At 67.4% G+C, this 19860-nt stretch carries 16 protein-coding genes; 10 read left to right on the top strand and 6 right to left on the bottom strand.

The window, feature by feature from the left end; translation table 11 throughout:
- Positions 1 to 6: 6 nt before the first annotated feature.
- Positions 7 to 642: a beta/gamma crystallin-related protein gene (locus ACM9LZ_RS05585; protein WP_416618360.1), complete on the bottom strand. Its 636-nt coding sequence runs from the start codon at positions 640 to 642 to the stop codon at positions 7 to 9.
- Between the two features lie 197 nt (positions 643 to 839).
- Here ACM9LZ_RS05585 and ACM9LZ_RS05580 point away from each other — a divergent pair, with 197 nt between their 5' ends.
- The gene (locus ACM9LZ_RS05580) at positions 840 to 2456 is read left to right on the top strand and encodes a peptide ABC transporter substrate-binding protein (RefSeq protein WP_416618359.1); all 1617 of its coding nucleotides are present in this window, start codon (positions 840 to 842) and stop codon (positions 2454 to 2456) included.
- Positions 2457 to 2499: 43 nt separating this feature from the next.
- On the opposite strand, the gene ACM9LZ_RS05575 is transcribed toward ACM9LZ_RS05580, so the two are convergent.
- Positions 2500 to 3498 (bottom strand): zinc-dependent alcohol dehydrogenase family protein, encoded by a 999-nt coding sequence (locus ACM9LZ_RS05575; RefSeq protein WP_416618358.1) that lies wholly within the window; start codon positions 3496 to 3498, stop codon positions 2500 to 2502.
- Positions 3499 to 3724: 226 nt separating this feature from the next.
- Here ACM9LZ_RS05575 and ACM9LZ_RS05570 point away from each other — a divergent pair, with 226 nt between their 5' ends.
- From ACM9LZ_RS05570 to ACM9LZ_RS05530, 9 genes are all read left to right on the top strand, one after another.
- Positions 3725 to 4957 (top strand): metal-dependent hydrolase family protein, encoded by a 1233-nt coding sequence (locus tag ACM9LZ_RS05570; RefSeq protein ID WP_416618357.1) that lies wholly within the window; start codon positions 3725 to 3727, stop codon positions 4955 to 4957.
- 62 nt (positions 4958 to 5019) lie between these two features.
- Positions 5020 to 7704 (top strand): LuxR C-terminal-related transcriptional regulator, encoded by a 2685-nt coding sequence (locus ACM9LZ_RS05565; protein WP_416618356.1) that lies wholly within the window; start codon positions 5020 to 5022, stop codon positions 7702 to 7704.
- 118 nt (positions 7705 to 7822) lie between these two features.
- Positions 7823 to 9400, top strand: coding sequence for a hydantoinase/oxoprolinase N-terminal domain-containing protein (locus ACM9LZ_RS05560; protein ID WP_416618355.1), 1578 nt, complete (start codon positions 7823 to 7825; stop codon positions 9398 to 9400).
- A 22-nt stretch (positions 9401 to 9422) separates the two neighbouring features.
- A complete protein-coding gene (locus tag ACM9LZ_RS05555) occupies positions 9423 to 10526 on the top strand; it encodes a DUF917 domain-containing protein (RefSeq protein WP_416618354.1) in 1104 nt (367 codons plus the stop codon).
- 117 nt (positions 10527 to 10643) lie between these two features.
- Positions 10644 to 12650, top strand: a complete 2007-nt coding sequence (locus ACM9LZ_RS05550) for a molybdopterin-containing oxidoreductase family protein (protein WP_416618353.1) — start codon at positions 10644 to 10646, stop codon at positions 12648 to 12650.
- A 52-nt stretch (positions 12651 to 12702) separates the two neighbouring features.
- Positions 12703 to 13248, top strand: coding sequence for a nuclear transport factor 2 family protein (locus ACM9LZ_RS05545; RefSeq protein WP_416618352.1), 546 nt, complete (start codon positions 12703 to 12705; stop codon positions 13246 to 13248).
- A gap of 71 nt (positions 13249 to 13319) precedes the next feature.
- Positions 13320 to 15452, top strand: a complete 2133-nt coding sequence (locus ACM9LZ_RS05540) for a TonB-dependent receptor (RefSeq protein ID WP_416618351.1) — start codon at positions 13320 to 13322, stop codon at positions 15450 to 15452.
- Positions 15453 to 15528: 76 nt separating this feature from the next.
- Positions 15529 to 15939: an ester cyclase gene (locus ACM9LZ_RS05535; RefSeq protein WP_416618350.1), complete on the top strand. Its 411-nt coding sequence runs from the start codon at positions 15529 to 15531 to the stop codon at positions 15937 to 15939.
- Between the two features lie 190 nt (positions 15940 to 16129).
- Positions 16130 to 16579 carry an acyl-CoA thioesterase gene (locus ACM9LZ_RS05530; protein WP_416618349.1) on the top strand — a complete coding sequence of 150 codons (450 nt, stop codon included), beginning with the start codon at positions 16130 to 16132 and terminating at the stop codon, positions 16577 to 16579.
- On the opposite strand, the gene ACM9LZ_RS05525 is transcribed toward ACM9LZ_RS05530, so the two are convergent.
- From ACM9LZ_RS05525 to guaB, 4 genes are all read right to left on the bottom strand, one after another.
- On the bottom strand, positions 16561 to 16782 hold the full coding sequence (locus ACM9LZ_RS05525) for a hypothetical protein (RefSeq protein ID WP_416618348.1): 222 nt from the start codon (positions 16780 to 16782) through the stop codon (positions 16561 to 16563). The two genes, ACM9LZ_RS05530 and ACM9LZ_RS05525, sit on opposite strands and share 19 nt — an antisense overlap.
- Before the next feature lie 193 nt (positions 16783 to 16975).
- A complete protein-coding gene (locus tag ACM9LZ_RS05520) occupies positions 16976 to 17254 on the bottom strand; it encodes a hypothetical protein (RefSeq protein WP_416618347.1) in 279 nt (92 codons plus the stop codon).
- The gene (locus ACM9LZ_RS05515) at positions 17251 to 18000 is read right to left on the bottom strand and encodes a TrmH family RNA methyltransferase (protein ID WP_416618346.1); all 750 of its coding nucleotides are present in this window, start codon (positions 17998 to 18000) and stop codon (positions 17251 to 17253) included. Before ACM9LZ_RS05515 ends, ACM9LZ_RS05520 begins: the two co-directional genes overlap by 4 nt.
- Before the next feature lie 230 nt (positions 18001 to 18230).
- Positions 18231 to 19700 (bottom strand): IMP dehydrogenase, encoded by a 1470-nt coding sequence (gene guaB, locus ACM9LZ_RS05510; RefSeq protein WP_416618345.1) that lies wholly within the window; start codon positions 19698 to 19700, stop codon positions 18231 to 18233.
- Positions 19701 to 19860 lie beyond the last annotated feature (160 nt).

Below are 19860 nucleotides of genomic sequence, written 5' to 3'. Positions count from 1 at the left end.
ACGCCGTCAGCGCCAGATATTGGTCTGCCCGCCGGCACAGCGGTAGCGCCAGGGCTGCCCATCCCACCAGATGGTGCCTTCCACGCTGCTGCCGGAGAATTCGGTGCGGGCACGGAAGCCGTAGCGCTGCTGGAAGGCCCGCTCCACCTGGGTCTGGCAGGCATTCTGCGGCCGGCTGGAAACGGGGCCGGCGGCCCCGCCGCCCGGCCCGTTCCAGATGATGTCGTCATCGCGGTGGCGCGGCGGTGGCGGTGGCGGACCGGGCGGCGGGTTCCACGCCCAATGATCATGGCCGCGCCCGTCGTCCCGTGGCTGGCTGCGCCCCACCTCGCGCAGGGAGGTGATGCCGCCGCGCAGATATTTCACCTCGGCCGTGTCGGCCACCCGCGCGCCGCCGACAAGCGTGCGGCAATCGTCATACCGCTTGTTCTTGCAGATTTCCCAGGTTCCGGAATGCACGACCAGCGACCGCGCACGATCGTTCCAGGGCGGCAGCTTGGTCAGCGAGTCCACATCGCGCGTGATGGTGATGCGGTCGCCCCGGAAACCGGGCTGCGAATAAAGCGTGACGGACCCGGCCAGCACCTGGCCCGCCACCAGCATGGACCCCATCGCGGCCAAAGCCGCCAACCAGCGTTTCATCCCCATCCGGCCGCCGTTCCTGTTTCCGGTCGGCCGCTCCCTTTCAAACCGCCCGATCCGCCGGGCGTACAGCCATACCGTGACCATGCTTTGTGGCGGGCCCGCGGCACGGGCGGGGCGGGATTTCGATGATGGGTCCGATCACCCCCCTCGACAGGGCCCCACCGACCGGCCACCCTGTCCTGCCACGAGGAAGAATGGAAGAGGCCGGACCCTTGCCCCAGCGCCGCATCACCCGCCGCACCCTGATCGCCACGGCCGCGTCCCTGCCCCTGCTGGCGGCCGGAACGGCACCGGCCGCCGGCCGGCCCGTGCTGGATATCGGCCTGGGGCCGGAAGTGGACACGCTGGACCCGCACCGGTCCACGACCATCGTGGCGGGCGCCCTGTTCATCGAATTGTGGGAGGGGCTGACCAGCTTTGCCGCCGATGGCAGCGTGGCGCCCGGCGTCGCAGAGCGCTGGGAAACCAGCGTTGACGGCCTGACCTGGACCTTCCACCTGCGCGCCGATGCCCGCTGGTCCGACGGCAGCCCCGTCACGGCCGACGATTTCGTCTTCGCCTGGCGGCGGGCCGTGACGCCGGCCACGCGGCTGGGCCTGCCCGAATGGGTGGCGCCCATCCGCAACGCCCTGCCCATCCTGCAGAACGGCGCCCCGCCGGAAAGCCTGGGGGTGGCGGCACTGGACGACCGCACCTTGCAGGTGACCCTGGAACATCCCAAGCCGGACCTGACCGTCTATACCGCCTATTGGGTGCTGTGCCCCTTGCACCGGCCGTCGCTGGCCGCCCATGGCGACAGCTTTGTACAGCCGGGCCGGCTGGTCGGCAACGGCGCCTTCACCCTGGCGGCAGCCGTGCCGCAAAGCCATTACGCGCTGACGGCGAACCCGCATTACCACGGTGCGGCGGCCCTGCGCGTCGCCGGCGTCAATTATCATGTGACGGAGGATCTGCAGACCGAGCTGAAACGGTTCCGGGCCGGCGAACTGGTGGCCACCAAGGAGGTGCCGCCCACCCAACTGGATTGGGCGCGCACCCATCTGGCCGACAGTTTGCGCCTGGCCTATCGGGCCAGCACCTTCTTCCTGATCCCCAACCTGACCCGCGCGCCCTGGAAGGACAATCCCGATCTGGCCACAGCCCTGTCAATGGCCATCGACCGGCGGACCATCGTGGAGAAGATCACGCGGGGCGGGGAACTGCCGGCCTTTTCCATGACGCCGGAGGGGCTGGCCGGGTACAACCCGCCGCAGGCCGGCTGGGCCGGGCTGGCCGACAACGACCGCATCGCCGCCGCCCGCGCCCTCTACGCACGGGCAGGATATGGTCCCGGCAGGCCGCTGTCGCTGGAACTGCTCTACAACACCAACGAATTGAACCGTCAGGTGGCGGTCGCCGTCGCCGCCATGTGGCAACAGGTTCTGGGCGTGCGGACCACCCTGGCCAACCAGGAATTCAAGGTCGTGGTCGGCCGGATGAAGGAACATTCCTATCCGGACATCGTGCGCATCACCTGGGCCGTGGGGCTGGTGACGGAATATCTGAACCTGCTGCGCTCACGCGCCAATACGGTAGGGCCGGGCTATGTCAACCCCGCCTTCGACCGGGCGATGGCGGATGTGGACCAGTCCGTGACCATCGGCCAGTTCCATGAAAGGCTGGCGGCGGCGGAACGGCTGGCCATGGCCGACATGCCCATGATCCCCATCATGCGCCAGTCCAGCCGCCGGCTGGTCAGCCCGCGGCTGCAAGGCTGGGTGGACAATGCGCTGGACCTGCATTCCGCGCGGTTTCTGTCACTGGCCGGATAAGCGGACGGCGACGGGAAAACGGGCGGGGCAGCGGCCCGCCGCCTCAGCCGTAGCGGGTCTGCATGACGATCTTGCCCTTCTGCGCGCCGCTGTCCATGTAGGCATAGGCGTCCAGCGCCTGTTCGAAGGGGAAGACCCGGTCGATGACGGGGCGGATGCGCCCATCCGCCATGGCCGCAGCCACGAAGGCGCGCGACCGCTCCACAGCACCCGGATCGCGCAACTGGTTGATCAGGGAATAAAGATGGATCTGTGCCGCCACGCGGATCAGCGGCACGATGGGGCAATCGATGGTGGGCGACCCGCCCATGGCGCCATAGACGAAGATCATCGCACCGGGCGCCAGCGCCTCGGCATATTGATGGAAGAAATCGCCGGCCACCGCCTCATAGACGATGCGGACGCCCTGGCCGCCCGTGGCCGCCCGGATCTGGCCGGCCACATCGCCCTGGTCCATCACGATGACATGGTCGGCCCCGGCCTGGCGCAGGAAATCGGCCTTGGCCGCGCTGCGCGTGCTGGCCAGCACGGTGGCGCCCAGCAGGCGGGCGATCTGGATGGCGCCAAGCCCGGCGCTGCTGGATGCAGCGGTGACCAGCACGGCGTCACCGGGACCGGCGGCGGCAATCTCCTTCAGCGGGAAATAGGCCGTCAGGTACTGCATCCAGGCGCCCGCCGCCTCCACCGCCGAATAGCCTTCCGGCCAGGGGGCGATGAAGGGTTCCGGGGTGATGGCGAATTCACCGCCCACGCTATAGGCCGGGTCGCCGAACGGCATGGCGCTGACCCGGTCGCCGACCTTCACGGACGTGACGCCGGGCCCCACGGCATCGACGATGCCAGCCGCCTCGAAGCCAATGCGGCTGGGAAAGCTGGTCTGCGTGTAATGCCCCCCATGCAGGTACAGAAGATCGGCCCGGTTCAGGCCGATGGCATGCACCTGGTACCGTACCTCCCCCGGACCCGGTTCGCGCCGGTCGATGGGGCGGATGACAAGGCGGTTCTCCCCGTCGATGCGGTCGACAAGCAGGGCATTGTTCATGATCTCTCCTTCGGGTCCCGTGATTGGCCTTGTGCCGCACACAATCTAGCCCGCCCGGCGCGCCCATGCCCGCGCACCATGGGGTAGTCGGGCCGCAACTGGTGTAGCGGCGGGCCGGCCACGCTACCCGAACCGTCCGGCTTCTACCCCACGGGGCGCATTTGTCCCCAAGCACCCCTGGCCGATGATGGAGGCCCATCATCATCTTGTCTGCCGGGAAGTCTTCATGCTGACGGAACTGCGCAACTGCACCATCTTCGACGGGTACGACCCCACCCTGCTGCCGGGCCGGTCGATCCTGATCGAAGACGGCATCATCCGTGAAATCGCCGAGCGGCCGGGCAGCGCGGCGACGGCGCGGGTGGTGGATGCCGGCGGCCGCTTCGTGATGCCCGGCCTGATCGATGCCCATTTCCATGCCTATGGGGTGGAACCAAACCCCGCCCATGTGGATCGGCTGACCCCGCAATTGCGGGCCCTTTACGCCCGCGACATCCTGGAAGGCGCGCTGAAGCGCGGCTTCACCACCGTGCGCGATGCCGCCGGCGGCGATTACAGCCTGTGGGCCGGGATCGAGCGGGGCCTGATCCCCGGCCCGCGCCTGTTCTATTCCGGCCTGGCGCTCAGCCAGACGGGCGGGCATGGCGACCTGCGGGCGGCGGGCCATTACCTGGAAGGGGCCATGTGCGCCTGCGGCTATTGCGGGGCCATGGCGCGCGTCGTGGACGGGGTGGACGAGATGCGCCGCGCGGCGCGCGACCAGCTTCGTGACGGGGCCACGCAGTTGAAGCTGTTCATATCCGGCGGCGTCCTGTCGCCGACCGATCCTTTCTGGATGAACCAGTTCTGCGAGGATGAGATCCGCGTGGCGGTGGAGGAGGCGCGGTCGCGGCGCACCTATGTCATGGCCCATGCCCATACGGCCGAAGCCACCATGCGCTGTCTGCGCAACGGCGTGCGGTCCATCGAGCATGCCACCGCCATCGACGCCGAAACGGCCCGTGCCGTGGTGGCGCACGACGCCTATGCCGTGCCCACGCTGGCCATCATCCATGCCATCCAGACGGCGGGGCCATCCATGGGCCTGCCCCAGGTCATGCTGGACAAGCTGGCGGAGGTGGCGGGTCACGCCCTGGCCTCCATCGACCATCTGATCGCCGCGGGCGCGCGCATCGGCTTCGGCACGGACCTGCTGGGCCTGCGCATGATGCCCCTGCAATCCCATGAATTCACGCTGCGCCGGCAGGTGATGCCGGCCCTGGACATCCTGCGGTCCGCCACCTCCGTCAACGCCGCCCTTCTGATGATGGAAGGGCGGCTGGGCACCGTGGCACCGGGGGCCTTCGCCGACCTGTTGGTGCTGGACGGCAACCCGCTGGAGGATATAGCGGTGCTGGAGCAGCCCGACCGGTTGAAGCTGGTGATGAAAGGGGGCACAATCATGGTGGACAACCTGTGACAGGGCGCGGGTCGCCATACCTGCCCGCCCCCGATGGTGGATTTGCGAGCGAACCTGCCTTTGTGAGGAACGACGGCCCCCTTCCCGACCCGGATATCGGCCGCACCTGGCGGCAGCGCGGCCGGCTGGCCCCGCCGCGCCAGCGTGTGCCGCTGTGCCACCGGCATCAGGTGCTTCGGTCGCTGAACCTAGCCCGCGCCGGCCGGCTTTCCCTGCTGATCGCCCCCGCCGGCTATGGCAAGACGACGGTCCTGTCACAATGGATCGGAATGCTGCACGACCAGGGCGTCGGGGCGGCATGGTGCAGCCTTTCCGCTCGGGAAAGCGACCCCGGCGCCTTCTTGAACATGCTGGCCCGCGCCCTGCACCTCAGCGGCATCGACATGGGCGATACGGGCCTGCTTCTGGATGGTGACGTGAACCCCGATGCCGCGCTGGACGCCATCGCCGGCAAACTGGAACTGTCCGACGGCGGTCAGGTCATCATCCTGGACGATTTCGACAATGTGCAGGGTGCCGACGTGCCCCGCCTGATCGATGAGATCACCGAGTTGCTGCCCAGCCAGACGCATCTGGTCCTGGCCGCCCGGCGCAAGCCGCCGCTGGCCCTGTCCCGGCTGCGCACACAAGGACAGGTCCGCATCATCGAGCCGGAGGAACTGCGGCTGGAGTTCGAGGAGATTACCGAGCTGCTGCGCGACAGCATCCCGGAAGATCAGCTTCGCGATATTGCCGACTGGACCCAGGGCTGGCCCGTGGCGGTGCAGATGCTGCGCCTGTGGCGGGAGCGCGAGGGGACGGACCGGGTCGACCCGCCAGGCCGCTGGCCGGCCCAGCCCATCACCGACTACCTGGCCGAGCAGGTTTTCGCGGGCCTGGACCCCGACCAGCGGGATTTCCTGGGCATCGTCGCCACCCTGGACGAGATCGACCCCGTGGCGCTTGATCGCATCATGGGCATGGGCGACAGCCTGTCACGGCTGCGCGCCCTGCAGACGGCCCTGCCCTCCCTGATCGAAACGGCGGAGACGGGGGATCATCCGCTGTTCCGGCTGCACCCGCTGGTGGCGGAAGCGGCCCGCGCCAGCTTCCCCCTGGCCCCGGCACGCGCCGCACGGCTGCATGTGGGGCTGGCCCGCTGGTTCATGGCGCATGAAAGGCCGGTGGAGGCCATCCGCCATGCGGCCGCGGCCGGCGACATGGACGCCGTCCAGGCGGTTATCGACGGGCTGCGGCCGCTGGACATCTTCCTGCGCACGGGCCTGGGAGAGGTACGGGCCATCATCCGCGAGATCCCGGCCCGCCTGCTGGACGAGCCGCGCGTGGCGCTGATGCGCGCCCTGGTGCATTTCAAGAGCGGCTTCTTCCGGGAAGGATCGGACGCGCTGGCCCATATCACGGAGCCGGCCGGCGGACCGGCCGCGGTGCGGGCCGCCTATCAGGTCGAACGGCTGGCGCTGGAGACAACCTTCCGCATCTATATCGGCGATTGCGGCGCGGTGGTGGACAAGGCGCTGGAGCGGCTGCGGGAACTGACGCCCAACGACCCGCTGATGTGGGCCTGGCGCGTCAACCTGTCCATCGTGCTGCATGAACAGCGCGGGGAAATCCGTCAGGCGCGCGCCGCCGTGGACCAGTGCGACGCCATCTATGATCTTCAGGGCATGCGGTTCGCCAGCTTCCACCTGCTGATCCACCGCACCCTGCTGAACCTGGCCGAAGGCAACCTGCGCGAGGCGTCCGGCGAGGTGACCCGCACCCTGAAACGCCGGCGCGCCGAATTCGGCAGCGACAATCCCGTGCTGTCCATGGCCCGGCTGGCGGAAGCCGCCATCGCCTATGAACGCCGCCCGGCGGAGGCGCTGGAGGAAATGGTGCTTCAGGCGCTGGTGCAGTTCGGGGACAGCGAAAGCTGGTTCGAGCAGCGGGCCGTGGCGGCCCCCATCCTGGCCGACATCGCCTATTATCGCGGCGGATTGCCGGCGGTTTCCGCCTGGGTCGCGGAATGGCGGGAATGGGCGGCCAAGCGCGGGGTCACCTATCTGGATGTGCTGCTGCCGGCCTTGGAGGCGCGATATGCGCTGCTGGCCGGACAGACGGCGATGGCCGACGGGCTGCTGACCCCGTTCCTGGACCGCGACATCGCCCTTCTGTGTCCCCGCTGGCGGGAGCGGGAGACAATGCTGGCCGCCCTGTGCCTGCGGGCGCTGGCGCTGGACGCCACCGGCGAAGCCCGCACCCATGCCCAGCGCATGCATGCCGAGGCGCGGGGCCACGGCCGGCTGCGCGGCATCATCACCGCCCATATCCTGCTGTCGCACATTGCCGAGGCGGATGGCGACGGCATGGCGGCCGAGGCGGAAATGCTGAACGCGATACGCGCCGCGCATCCCGACGGCTATGTCATGCCCTTCACGGAAGCCGGCTTCACCACCCGCCATATCCTGGAACGGCTGCTGTCCGACCCGGCACTCATGCCGATGGACAGCCAGCATGTCGAACTGGCAATCCGCAGCTTCACCCTGCAGCCGTCGCACAATCCGCATGATCTCAGCCTGCGGGAGATCGAGATCATGCGCCACCTGTCGGACGGCATCTCCAACAAGCTGATCGCCCGGCGCATGGGCATCACTGAGAACACCGTGAAATTCCACCTGAAAAAGGCCTTCCAGAAGCTGGGCGTCACCAGCCGGCGGGCCGCGGCGGCGGCCTTCACGGCAGAGCGGGAAGCCGGCTGCTACCCTTGAACGGGCCAATCTACCCGGCACCGCCATACCGCCGCGTGCCCCCCCGCCGATAAGCTTTGCCCCATGGAAATGGCCCCGGACCGCGCTGGCGGCCGGGGCATGGAGAGGGGAGCGGCAATTGGGCCAGGGACAGGTCAGGCTCGGCATCGATGTCGGGGGAACGAACACCGATGTGGTGATCATGCGCGGCCAGGAGGTGCTGGCCAGCGCCAAGGGCTTCACGACGGCCGATGTCGGCCAGGGCATCGTCCGGGTGGTGGGGGAGTGCCTGGCGGCCTGGAACGGCGACCGGTCGGACATCGGGTCGGTGATGATCGGCACCACGCAGTTCGTGAACGCCTTCATCGAACGGCGCGATCTGGCCCGCGTCGCGGCCATCCGCATTTCCCTGCCGCGCGGCGATGGTGTGCCCCCCCTGTCGGGCTGGCCGCTGGAGCTGCGGCAGAAGCTGGATGCCGCCACCTACATGATCGGCGGCGGCTCCTTCTATACCGGCAAGGATTATGCCCCGCTGGACGAGGATGCGCTGGCCGCCGCCGCCGCCGATGCCCGCGACCGGGGGGTGGAAAGCGTGGCCATCACGGCCAATTTCGCGCCCATGCGCCCGGATATCGAGGAACGGGCAGCCGCCATCGTCCGCAAGACCCTGCCGGATGCCGACATCACGCTGTCGGCCTCGGTCGGCGGCATCGGGCTGGTGGACCGGGAGAACGCGACCATCGTCAACGCCTCGCTCTCGCGGCTGGCCCGGCGGGTCGTCACCTCCTTCGTGCAGGCCTTCGCCGACCTGTCGATCAATGCGCCCATCTATATCAGCCAGAATGACGGCACGCTCATCTCCACCGAGATGGCGATGCGCTATCCGATCCTGACCTGTGCCGCGGGACCGACCAACAGCATCCGGGGTGCCGCCTTCCTGACGGGACTGACCGACGCCATCGTCGTGGATATCGGCGGCACCACCTCGGATATCGGCTTCCTGTTGAACAATTTCCCGCGTGAGACGACGACCGCCAACTATATCGGCGGCGTGCGGACCAATTTCCGCATGCCCGACGTGCTGTCCATCGGCCTGGGCGGCGGCAGCCTGGTCAAGACCGGGCCGGATCGCGTGACCGACCTGGGACCGGAATCGGTCGGTTACCGCCTGGTGGAGAAGGGGCTGGTCTTCGGCGGCGACGTGCTGACCACGACCGATATCGCCGTGCGCGCGGGATCGGCGCGGCTGGGCGACCCCAACCGGGTGGCGCACCTTGCCAACGATCTGGTGGAACAGGCCGTGGACCTGATCCATGCGAAGCTGGAAGAGGCCATCGACCGCATCAAGACCAGTGCGGCGCCCATGCCGCTGATCCTGGTGGGCGGCGGCTCCATCCTGGTGTCACGCCCGTTGAAAGGCGTGTCGGAGGTCCTGCGCCCCGCCTATGCGGAGGTGGCGAACGCCGTGGGTGCCGCCATCGCGCGGGTCAGCGGCCGCGTTGACAAGCTGTATGATTTCCAGGCCCTGGGCCGGGAAGAAGCCCTTCGACAGGCGGCGGCCGATGCCAAGGCGGAAGCCGTGAAGGCCGGCGCCGACCCCGACAGCGTCGAGGTCATCGACATTGTCGAACTGCCCATGACCCACATGCGCAGCGGATGCGTGCAGGTCCGCGCCCGCGCCGTCGGCTCGCTGCTGGCCGGCATGAACGCCGCCTGACCCTTTCGCCCGAGGAACCTTCATGACGAGCATTCAAAGCCTGGAAGATGTCCGCGACCTGGCGCGCGGGGCGGTGTTGCTGGGAACCGGCGGCGGCGGCGATCCCTATATCGGGGAACTGTTCCTGTCGAACCAGATGGAGCGCGGCCGCGCCGTGCAGGTCATCCCGGCCGATGCGCTGGCCGATGACGCCTTCGTCGTCTCCATCGCCGGTATCGGGTCGCCGCCGGTCCTGCTGGAACATCTGGTCAGCGAGGTGACGCTGACCCATTTGCTGGCGCGGGCCGAGGCCTATTACGGCCGGCGGATCGATGCCATCATCAGCGCGGAGATCGGCGGCGCCAACGCCATGTTCCCGTTGGCGCTGGCCGCCATCAGCGGCACCCCCGTCATCGATGGCGACGGCATCGGCCGCGCCATGCCGCATATCGAGATGACGACCTTCAGCATCTATGGCTGCAAGGCCACGCCGGCGCTGCTGATGGACGACCTGGGCAATTTCGTCACCATCGACGCCATTGATGACCGGACGGCGGAAGACCTCTGCCGCTCGGTCACCATGTCGATGGGGTCCATCGCCTTTTCCGCCGTCTATCCGATGAGCGGGGCGCAAGTGAAGCGCTGCGCCGTCCACCGCACCCTGACCCATGCGCTGGAAATCGGCCGTTGCATCCGCCAAGCCCGTGCCGGATCGGACGATGTGATCGGCGACCTTGTCACCTTTCTGTCCGGCTGGGACGACCGGCCGGCCCGGGTGCTGTTCGACGGCAAGATCATCGATGTGCGGCACGAGACGCGGGACGGCTGGCATTGGGGCCAGGCGGTGCTGGCCCCGTTCGGCGACGGGCAGGACCGTTTCACGGTCGATATCCAGAACGAGTTCCTGGTCGCCCGCCTGAACGGGGAGATCGCGGCCATGGTACCCGACCTGATCACCATCCTGGACCGGGAGACCGGGGAGCCGCTGACGGCGGAAATGCTGGCCTACGGGCAGCGGGTGAAGGTCGTGGCCTATGCCGCCGACCCCATGCTGCGCCGGCCGGAAGCGCTGGAGGTCATGGGCCCGCGCCAGTTCGGCTTCGATTTCGACTATCAGCCCCTGGAGGCGCTGGCCGGCCGCGGTTGAAGGCGGGGCGGGCCGCTACACCGATGCGGCCCGCACTACCCGCCGGCCACCCCCCATCCCGGCCGGGCATTGGCTAGGCTGGATTGCCCCGAAAGAGCGACGCGGAGGTCCACCGACATGGTTACGGAAAAACGCAGCTTTTGCCGCCTGTGCGGCAGCTTCTGCGCCTTCATCGCGACGGTGGAGGACAACCGCATCACCGCCATCCGGCCGGACGCGGACGATCCCGTGTCACGGGGCTATATGTGCCTGAAGGGCATGGCGCTGGGGCGCCTGCACCACCATCCGAACCGGCTGGATCAACCATACATGCGTGTGGATGGTCGGTTATCGGAAGTGAAATGGGATGCGGCCCTGGACGATATCGCCGGCAAGCTGCGATCCATCATCGACCGGCACGGGCCGCAGGCCATCGGCGCCTATGCCGGTACGCCGGCCGTGCCCTGCGCCAGCCTGAATGTCTGGCGCGGCTTCATGGCGTCGCTGGGATCGCCGCAGATCTATTCCACCGTGTCGGTGGATGTCGCCTGCGGTCCGCTGGTGGCCGAACGGGTGACGGGCAGCCCCATGATGATCGCCCAGCCCGACAGCGACACGCGCATGGCCGTGCTGATCGGCATCAATCCCATGGTCTCGCACGGCCATAACTACTTCATGCCGGCCCCCAAGCTGCAATTGAAGCAATGGGCCGACCAGGGGGAATTGTGGGTGGTCGATCCCCGCCGCACGGAAACGGCGGAACTGGCCACCCACCACCTTGCCCCCTGGCCGGGCAGCGAATTCGCCCTGTTGGGCCATGCGGTGCGGGAGATCCTGCGCGACGGGGCCGACCGGGACTTCATCGAAACCGGGGTGGCCGGCATCGATGCGCTGCGCGACGCGGTGGACCGTTTCACCCTGGACGAGGCAGCGCGGCTGACCCGCCTGCCGGCAGAGGCGCTGACCGGGTTCGTGGCCGCCATCCGCCGGGCCGGACGCATCGGCGTGGTCTGCGGCACCGGCATTTCCATGGGCGCGCATGCCAATGCCACCTGGTTCCTGGGCTGGGCGCTGATGGGGGTCACCGGCTCGCTGGACCGGCCGGGCGGCTCCTACTTCAATCCCGGCTTTGCCCGCAACTATGCCGAACAGGGCTGGACACCGATGGATACGACGGGGCCCGGCCCGGCCAGCCGCCCCGACCTGCCGTCCCGGCTGGGTGAATATCCCTGTGCGGCCCTGGCCGACGAGATCGAGGCCGGGAACCTGAAGGCCCTGTTCATCATTGCCGGCAACCCGGTTCTGGCCCTGCCGGACACCGGCCGGCTGCTGGCCGCCTTTGCCAAGCTGGACCTGCTGGTGGTCGTGGAGATGATGGAGACGGCGACGACGGCCGAGGCCACCCATCTGCTGCCCGGCACGGGGCAGTTGGAGATGTCCGACATCACCCTGTGGGATTTCCTGAACCCCCTGGAATATGCCCGCTATGCCGAGCGGGTGGTGGAGCCCGTGGCTGGGCGCCGTCCGCTGTGGTGGATGCTGCGGGAGATCGGCCGCCGGATCGGTGTCGATAGCGGGGTGCCGGACACGGTCGTCCATGATGACGACGTGATCCGTCCCATGCTGCCGCACGCCCGCGCCGGCTTCGACGTGATCCGGCAGAGCCCTGCGGCGGTGGTGGGCGGGCGGACCCATGGCTGGGTCGCGCCCCACCTGCCGGGCGGGCGCTGGAACCTGGGTCCGGCAGACCTGCTGGCCCAGGTGGCCACGGCCGACATGGACGGGGCCGACATGGTGCTGACGCCACAGCGGCAGCGGGCGCGCGTCAACGGCCTGATGAATGACGGCTTGGCCAACCCCCGCCGGCCGGAGCGTCCGGAACTGCACATCAACCCCGGTGATGCCGCGGCCATGGGCATCGCCGAGGGGGAGATGGTACGGGTGGAGACCGACCGCGGCCATGTCGATGTGCCGGCCCGTATCGAACGCCGCTATCGCCCCGGCGTCGTCTCTCTGCCGCACGGGTTCGATCAGGCCAATGTCAACCACCTGACCGATGCGCGCGACACCGACCCGCTGAGCGGCATGCCCACGCTGGGGGCCTTTCCCGTGCGGGTGCGCAAACGCCCGGCCGACAATCCCTGAACAAACATTCCGCCGCAATGCGCGGGGTCCATCCTGAACAGAAGAGGTTTTCATGAAGTTGCTTGCAAGACGGGGGCTGGCCCCCATCGCACTGGCCACAGCCGCCCTGCTGCTGCCGCTGGCCCCGTCGGCCCGTGTCCAGGCGGCGGAAGGCAATATCCCCGCACAGCGCACCGCGCTGAAGGTCGTGGAGGATGCGTTCGCCTGGTTCAATGATGTGGGCGCCCGCCGCACGGCCCTGACCCGCGAGGGCGTGGCCACCCATTTCCACCCGCAGGCCAGCATCCGCATCGACAACGAGATGAAGGGCATCGGCGCGGAGGGCATGTATCTGCGCTTCGCGGAGATGCTGGAGAAGCTGGATTACTGGGAAGCGACGCAGCCCTTCACCATCGCCCTGACCGATGGCGACCACGCCGCCGGCCAGTACCAGTACCGCTATCGCGACAAGCAGGGCGGCACCGGCGTCATCGACCTGATCTCCATCTGGACCGTGCGCGACGGCAAGGTGCTGGACACGGTGGAACAGGCCAAATACAGCGGCGCCGACCTGTCGCTGGCCACCCACGGCAAGGATGGCGGCACCGCCAAGCCCTGATACGTGACGAGACAACCTGACTTGCGCCCCCCCGGCCGGGGGGCGTCAATGAGAAGCAACGGGGACGGCAAATGAAACTGTTCGAGATGAAGGATCGGGCCCATCGCACTTCGCTGCGCCGCGGGGTTGCGGCCCTGCTGGCGGCCGGAACGGCCCTGGCCGGCATGCCGGCGCTGGCCCAGGCGGACATGGGCACCGGCAGCGCCGCCGGCAGCGGCGATTACGTGCTGGAGGAGATCACGGTGACGGCGCGCAAGCGCGCGGAATCGCTGGTGGAGGTGCCGGAGGCCATCACGGCCTTCGACGAGAGGCGGATCGAGACGGCGGGCCTGCGCTCGCTGGGCGAATTCTCGGCCATGACGCCGAACATCAACATCAATGCCGGCTCCGGTGCCGGCTATCCCAATATCATGGTCCGCGGCTTGGCGCAGGCGCAGGGCGGTGAGGCCCCCATCGCCGTCGTGGTCGATGGCGTGCAGATCTCCCAGCCCGCCTTCATCAACCGCGACTATGGCGACGTGGCGCAGGTGGAAGTGCTGCGCGGCCCCCAGGGGTCGCTCTATGGCCGCAACGCCATCGGCGGCGCCATCAACATCACCACCAAGCAGCCCACGAACGAATTGTCGGGCATGGTCAAGGCCTCCTATGGCGTGGCCGACACGGTGACGCTGGATGCCTCCCTGTCCGGTCCGATCGTGGAGGACAAGGTGCTGTTCCGGCTGGCGGGATCGTATAAGGATACCGACGGGCGGATCACCAACCAGACGTCCGGCCTGAAGGCCGATTACGGCGAGAGCAGCTTTGCGTCGGGCCGCCTGATCTTCAACCTGTCGGAAGACTGGACGCTGGACCTGCGCGGCAGCTATGGCAAGGACAAGCTGGGCGGCCTGTCGGCAGAGGTGGTGAACACGGCCGACTGGAACGATTTCAAGCCCGGCTATTTCGTCAACGACCCCCGCCAGTCCGACGAACGCGAAATCTGGGACGTCTCGGCCAAGCTGGATTTCGAAGGCGACTATCTCTCCTTCAGCTCCATCACCGGCTTCAGCAAGCTGGACGAATTGCAGAAGGGCGATGCCGATTTCATGGCCGCCCCGATGCTGCTCCAGCATGTGGAACTGGGGGTGGAGGCGTTCACGCAGGAAGTGCGGCTGTCGTCGCCCTCCAACGACCGGTTCCGCTGGCTGGTCGGCGCCTTCTATCAGAATCGCGACACCACCAATTTCCTGGACATCCCGTTCGATGACGGCACGGGCAACCCGGCGCCGGGTCCGCTGGCCGTCTCCTCTCACGATGTCGGTACGTCCAAATCGTGGGCGGGTTTCGGGTCGGCCAGCTATGACATCCTGCCCAGCCTGGAATTGACCGTCGGCGCCCGCTATGACGAGGACAAGCGCACCTCGATCGACGAGGTGTTCGCCAATTCCGATGTCGCCAGCACCTTCACCTCCTTCCAGCCCAAGGTGCAGATGGCCTGGAAGCCGTCGCGCGATCTCAACCTCTATGCCACCTATGGCGAAGGCTTCGGTTCCGGCGGTTTCAACGCCTACATCGCCGGCCCGTCGGCCCGTCGCTATGACGCGCAGACGGCCAAGAACTATGAAGTGGGCCTGAAGGGTGCCGTGCTGGGCGGGACCGTCACCTATGGCGCCTCCCTGTTCCAGGTGGATTACGACAACCAGCAGCTTTTCTTCATCATCGCCAACCCGCCGTCGCAGAACATCGTCAATATCGACCAGACCCGCGTGCGCGGCGCGGAACTGGAACTGACGGTGCGCCCGGCCGAGGGGTTGCAGATCGCCGCCGGCCTGGGCCTGACGGACCCGGAAATCCGGGCCTTCGCCCTGGACCCGTCGGCCGTCGGCAACCGCACGCCGCAGGCCACCAAATACACGTTCAACCTGAATGGCGACTATACCATGCCGCTGACGGCCGACCTGGACCTGCGGGCCTATGCCGGTTATCGCCGCCAAAGCTCGGTCTATTGGGATGCGGCCAACAGCCTGCGGACCGGGCCGAAGGATTTCGTCGACCTGCGCCTGTTCCTGGACACGGAAAGCTGGTCGGCCGGTGTGTTCGCCAAGAATATCGGCAATACCCAGTATCCGACCCAGGCCGCAGCGCACGCGCTGGGGCCGGACATGCACCTGCGCATTCCCAGCACGCGCGGTGTCTATGGGGTGGAAGCCAGCTACCGCTTCTGATCCCCCATGCGATGCTGCCGGGCGGCCCGCCAGCCGTCCGGCAGCCTTGCCCCTTCACAAGCGCAGGACGAAACCCATGTCCAACCCGACATCCAGTCAGATCGCGCAGCGTTTCACGCAGATGTATATCGACGCCTACAAGGGCGATTTCACCTTGCTGCGGGATATCCTTTCAACGGCCTTCCTGTGCCGCAACCCGCTGCGGCCGGCCGACGGGCCGGATGCCGTGGTCGATCTGCTGCAGGCACAGATCGACGCCTTCGCCGATCTTGAATTCGAGGTGCGTTCGGCCTTTGCCAGTGAGCAGGGGTTCGCCATCGCCTATGCCATCAAAGGCCGACATATAAAGCCCATCTTCGGTATCGAGCCCAGCGGCAAGCCCTTCACCGTGACGGGTGTCAGCCTGCATGAAGTGGCGGACGGCCGGTCCATCGGCGTCTTCTCCAGCGCCAATTTCGTGGAGGTGCTGGGCGCCCTGTCGGCCTGACCACCGGCCGCCGCCGGTCAGGAAAGCATAAGCCCATGAGCAGCCGCAAACGGCTCCATCCTTGACAAGTGCCTGCCTTCCGGCCCATCCGGACACCGCATGCTTCAGGCCACAGGCTTCAGGCCAAACGCTTCAGGCCAAACGCTTCAGGCCAAACGCTTCAGGCCAAACGCTTCAGGATGGACCCCGGATGACCGCATTGCCCCCGTTCCGCTTCCGCCACCGTGTCCGCTATGGTGAATGCGATGGACAGCAGGTCGTGTTCAACGCCCGTTACGGCGATTTCATCGATATCGGCCTGACCGAATATCTGCGCCATCTGGTGGGCGGCACCCAGGGGCTGGCCGATCGCGGGCTGGACATGATGGTGGTCAAGCAGACCAAGGAATGGAAGGGACCCGCCCGGTTCGACGACGTGCTGGAACAATCCATCCGCACGGGCCGCGTCGGCAGCAGTTCACTGACGATCCTGACCGATTTCACGCTGGTCCCGTCGGGAGCGCCCGTCATGGTGGCGGAAACGGTCTATGTGATGACGGCCTACGGCCTGCCGAAAAAACGGGTCATTCCCGGGGATCTGGCGGCATTGCTGCTGGCCGGTGTGCCCGGCCGCCTTGTGGATCACGCCGGACCGGTGTGATCCGACCCCTCCGCGCCCGGCAGCCAGTCGACCGTCGAGACATCCAGATAGTCGCGCATATAGATGGCCAGCCGGTCGGCGATGCGCCGCAGATTGGCAGCCTCGTCCGGCTTGCTCCGCTCAAACCGCGCAGCCTCGGCCTGCATCTCGTCCGCCTTCAACAATATGTCGCGGCGAAGGTCGTTCAGGTCCTGGATCGTCATCGTGATACCCGCAGAAAAGCATCCCGCACCCTTTTAACCATGATGGCACAAAAGGGCGCCCTGTGACGCTACAACTATGCATGGTAGTCACGAATTGATGAATACCCGCTTAAGGTCAGGGCGAAAAGGGGGTGCCGCCAGCGTGGCAGACACAAAGGAGCTATGCAATGTCAACAGGTTAGGGGATTTCACCCTATACGGAAGTATCAGTTTTCCCCTTCTGGTCATCGCCGGTTTCCGCCCGGACCTTCGCTTCCAGGGCGTCGATGCGCACCTTCAGCGTGTCGATGCGCGCCAGCAGGTCCGGCAGGCCCAGAGCGCTGGCCGTGGACAGCGCCGCGATACTGTCCGACAGGTCCGTCGCGATGGAAGCCAGATCGGGACCAGTATCAGGACGGGCGGCATCGCCGTCCCCTGCTGCCAGGGTGGGACGGGCGGCCGCCTGCCCCCCCTCCTCCGGCCCCCCGCTCATTGCCCGCCCGCGTAATAGGTGAACAGCGCGATGGAGGCGGCGACGGTGGCGTTCAGGCTTTCGACATTGCCGGTATTGCCGATGGTCAGACGCTGAGCAGCCACCTGTGCCGGCACGCCCTGCCCCTCTTCCCCCAGGATCAGACGGGCATCCTCGGGCCAGGCGAAGGTGGCCAGATCGTCGCCGCCGGAATCCAGCGCCAGCAGCGGCCCCGCCGCCTGATCCAGGGCCGCCCAGCGCCCGCCGCGCACAATGTCCAGCGTGAAGACGGCGTTGCTGGCGGCGCGCAGGCATTTCGGGTGGAAGGGATGGGCCGCTTCCTCCAGCAGGATCACCTTCGACACGCCAAACGCCGCCGCGCTGCGCAGCAGCGCCCCCAGATTGGCAGGGTCGCCCAGCGCGCAGACCAGTTCCAGGCCGCGCGGCGGCAGAGACAGGTCGGCCTGACCGATGGTCGGCAGGGTGCCCACCAGGATCGGATAATCCGTGCCCGACACGTCCAGTTCCCGGAACAGGGGACCGGCCAGCACCACGGGCTGGATATGCTCGGGCAACGGCCAGTCCACGATCCATTCGGGATGGCGGATCAGGATACGGGTGAAATGCTGCGGCCAGCGCGTCAGCGCCTCCGGCACGGTCTTCAGACCCGCCAGCAGGAACTGCCCCTGCTTACGGATGCCACGGCTTTCCAGCAGCCCGGACCAGGACTTGAATTGCGGGTTCTGGGGGCTGTCGATCTGGTGCATGGGGGCATCCTGTCGTCATGGAGCGGAGGGCAGGCCATCAGGCATCGCATCCGGTGCCCGCCCCGCGACCGATACGTCCCCCCGGCGTGCGGCGTGACAGCGCCCAGTCCCCACCGATCATGGCCCCAGTGCCCCAGCCTCGAAGAGTAAGCCTGTTGCACCGGGGGATGAAGCAGCGCCGACGGGCCGAACCGGGAATGAAAGCAAAAGCGGGCTGAACGCAGCCGCCCTTACCCCTGACGGTAATTCGGCGCCTCGTTGGTGATGGTGATGTCGTGGACGTGGCTTTCGCGCAGGCCGGCGTTGGTGATGCGCACGAACTGCGGCTTGGTGCGCATTTCCGCGATGGTGGCGCAGCCCGTATAGCCCATGGAGGCGCGCAGGCCGCCGATGAGCTGATGCACCACGGCGCCGATCGGGCCCTTGTAGGGTACACGGCCTTCCACGCCCTCGGGCACCAGCTTCAGCGTGTTGGACACTTCGGCCTGGAAGTAGCGGTCGGCGGAGCCGCGCGCCATGGCACCGACGGAGCCCATGCCACGATAAGCCTTGTAGGAGCGCCCCTGGAACAGGATGACCTCGCCGGGAGACTCATCGGTACCGGCGAACAGGCCACCCATCATGGCGCACGACGCACCGGCCGCGATGGCCTTGGCCAGATCGCCGGAATATTTGATGCCACCATCGGCGATGACGGGAATGCCGTGCTTCTCGCAGACCGCGACCACATCCAGCACGGCGGTGAGCTGGGGCACGCCCACACCGGCCACGATGCGGGTGGTGCAGATGGAACCGGGGCCGATACCGACCTTGATGGCATCCGCACCGGCATCGATCAGGGCCAGGGCCGCGTCGGCGGTGGCGACATTGCCGGCGATGATCTGGGTATAGCCCTTCAGGTCGCGGGCCGCGCGGACCTGATCGGCCACCTTGCGGGAATGGCCATGGGCGGTATCGATGACCAGCACGTCCACGCCGGCATCGAACAGGGCCGCCGCACGCTCCAGCCCGTCGGGCCCGGTGCCCGTGGCGGCGGCGGCCCGCAGGCGGCCGGCCTCGTCCTTGGCGGCGTTGGGGTGGTTTTGCGCCTTTTCGATATCCTTCACGGTAATCAGGCCGATGCAGCGATAGGCATCGTCCACCACCAGCAGCTTCTCGATCCGGTTCTGGTGCAGCAGGCGCTTGGCCTCCTCCTTGCCCACGCCCGGCTTGACCGTGACCAGCCCTTCCCTGGTCATCAGTTCGCTGACGGGCTGGTTGGGGTTGGTGGCGAAGCGCACATCGCGATGGGTCAGGATGCCGACCAGCTTGCCGCCCTCATCCGTGACGGGAAAGCCGGAGAAACGGTAGCGGCGCTGCAATTCCTGCGCGTCGGCCAGGGTATTGTCCGGGCGCAGCGTGTAGGGGTTGACGACCATCCCCGACTCGAAGCGCTTGACGGCCCGCACCTCGTCGGCCTGCCGGCTGATATCCATGTTGCGATGGATCACGCCGATGCCGCCGGCCTGGGCCATGGCGATGGCCAGGGCCGATTCCGTCACCGTGTCCATCGCCGCCGACAATAGCGGGATGCCAAGCTGGATCGACTTGGTAAGCTGGGTCTTGGTATCGACCTCGGCCGGCATCACCGACGATTCCGCCGGCACCAGCAGGACATCGTCAAAGGTCAGGGCTTCGCGGAAACGATCGGCGGTGGACATGAACCTGGTTCTCCGATGCGCGGCGGACGGGGCCGCTGGATACGGGTTATGGGACACCGGCCCGGCCCCGCACCCATGCGCGACAGCCGGTTCCATGTCCCAGATCAAAAGGTTCGCCGCACTATACACATGCGTGATTGATTGGGAAGCTACCAGGGAT

Source organism: Niveispirillum fermenti, from assembly GCF_048066175.1.
GTDB lineage: Bacteria > Pseudomonadota > Alphaproteobacteria > Azospirillales > Azospirillaceae > Niveispirillum > Niveispirillum fermenti.
The sequence above is the reverse complement of the archived record's forward strand: the minus strand, read 5'-3'. Positions and strand labels throughout refer to the sequence as shown.

Bases quoted from the DNA above. Each gene is read 5' to 3' on its own strand.
- ACM9LZ_RS05585 (WP_416618360.1), bottom strand. From the start codon at position 642: ATGAAACGCTGGTTGGCGGCTTTGGCCGCGATGGGGTCCATGCTGGTG.
- ACM9LZ_RS05580 (WP_416618359.1), top strand. From the start codon at position 840: ATGGAAGAGGCCGGACCCTTGCCCCAGCGCCGCATCACCCGCCGCACC.
- ACM9LZ_RS05575 (WP_416618358.1), bottom strand. From the start codon at position 3,498: ATGAACAATGCCCTGCTTGTCGACCGCATCGACGGGGAGAACCGCCTT.
- ACM9LZ_RS05570 (WP_416618357.1), top strand. From the start codon at position 3,725: ATGCTGACGGAACTGCGCAACTGCACCATCTTCGACGGGTACGACCCC.
- ACM9LZ_RS05555 (WP_416618354.1), top strand. From the start codon at position 9,423: ATGACGAGCATTCAAAGCCTGGAAGATGTCCGCGACCTGGCGCGCGGG.
- ACM9LZ_RS05550 (WP_416618353.1), top strand. From the start codon at position 10,644: ATGGTTACGGAAAAACGCAGCTTTTGCCGCCTGTGCGGCAGCTTCTGC.
- ACM9LZ_RS05545 (WP_416618352.1), top strand. From the start codon at position 12,703: ATGAAGTTGCTTGCAAGACGGGGGCTGGCCCCCATCGCACTGGCCACA.
- ACM9LZ_RS05540 (WP_416618351.1), top strand. From the start codon at position 13,320: ATGAAACTGTTCGAGATGAAGGATCGGGCCCATCGCACTTCGCTGCGC.
- ACM9LZ_RS05535 (WP_416618350.1), top strand. From the start codon at position 15,529: ATGTCCAACCCGACATCCAGTCAGATCGCGCAGCGTTTCACGCAGATG.
- ACM9LZ_RS05530 (WP_416618349.1), top strand. From the start codon at position 16,130: ATGACCGCATTGCCCCCGTTCCGCTTCCGCCACCGTGTCCGCTATGGT.
- ACM9LZ_RS05525 (WP_416618348.1), bottom strand. From the start codon at position 16,782: ATGACGATCCAGGACCTGAACGACCTTCGCCGCGACATATTGTTGAAG.
- ACM9LZ_RS05520 (WP_416618347.1), bottom strand. From the start codon at position 17,254: ATGAGCGGGGGGCCGGAGGAGGGGGGGCAGGCGGCCGCCCGTCCCACC.
- ACM9LZ_RS05515 (WP_416618346.1), bottom strand. From the start codon at position 18,000: ATGCACCAGATCGACAGCCCCCAGAACCCGCAATTCAAGTCCTGGTCC.
- guaB (WP_416618345.1), bottom strand. From the start codon at position 19,700: ATGTCCACCGCCGATCGTTTCCGCGAAGCCCTGACCTTTGACGATGTC.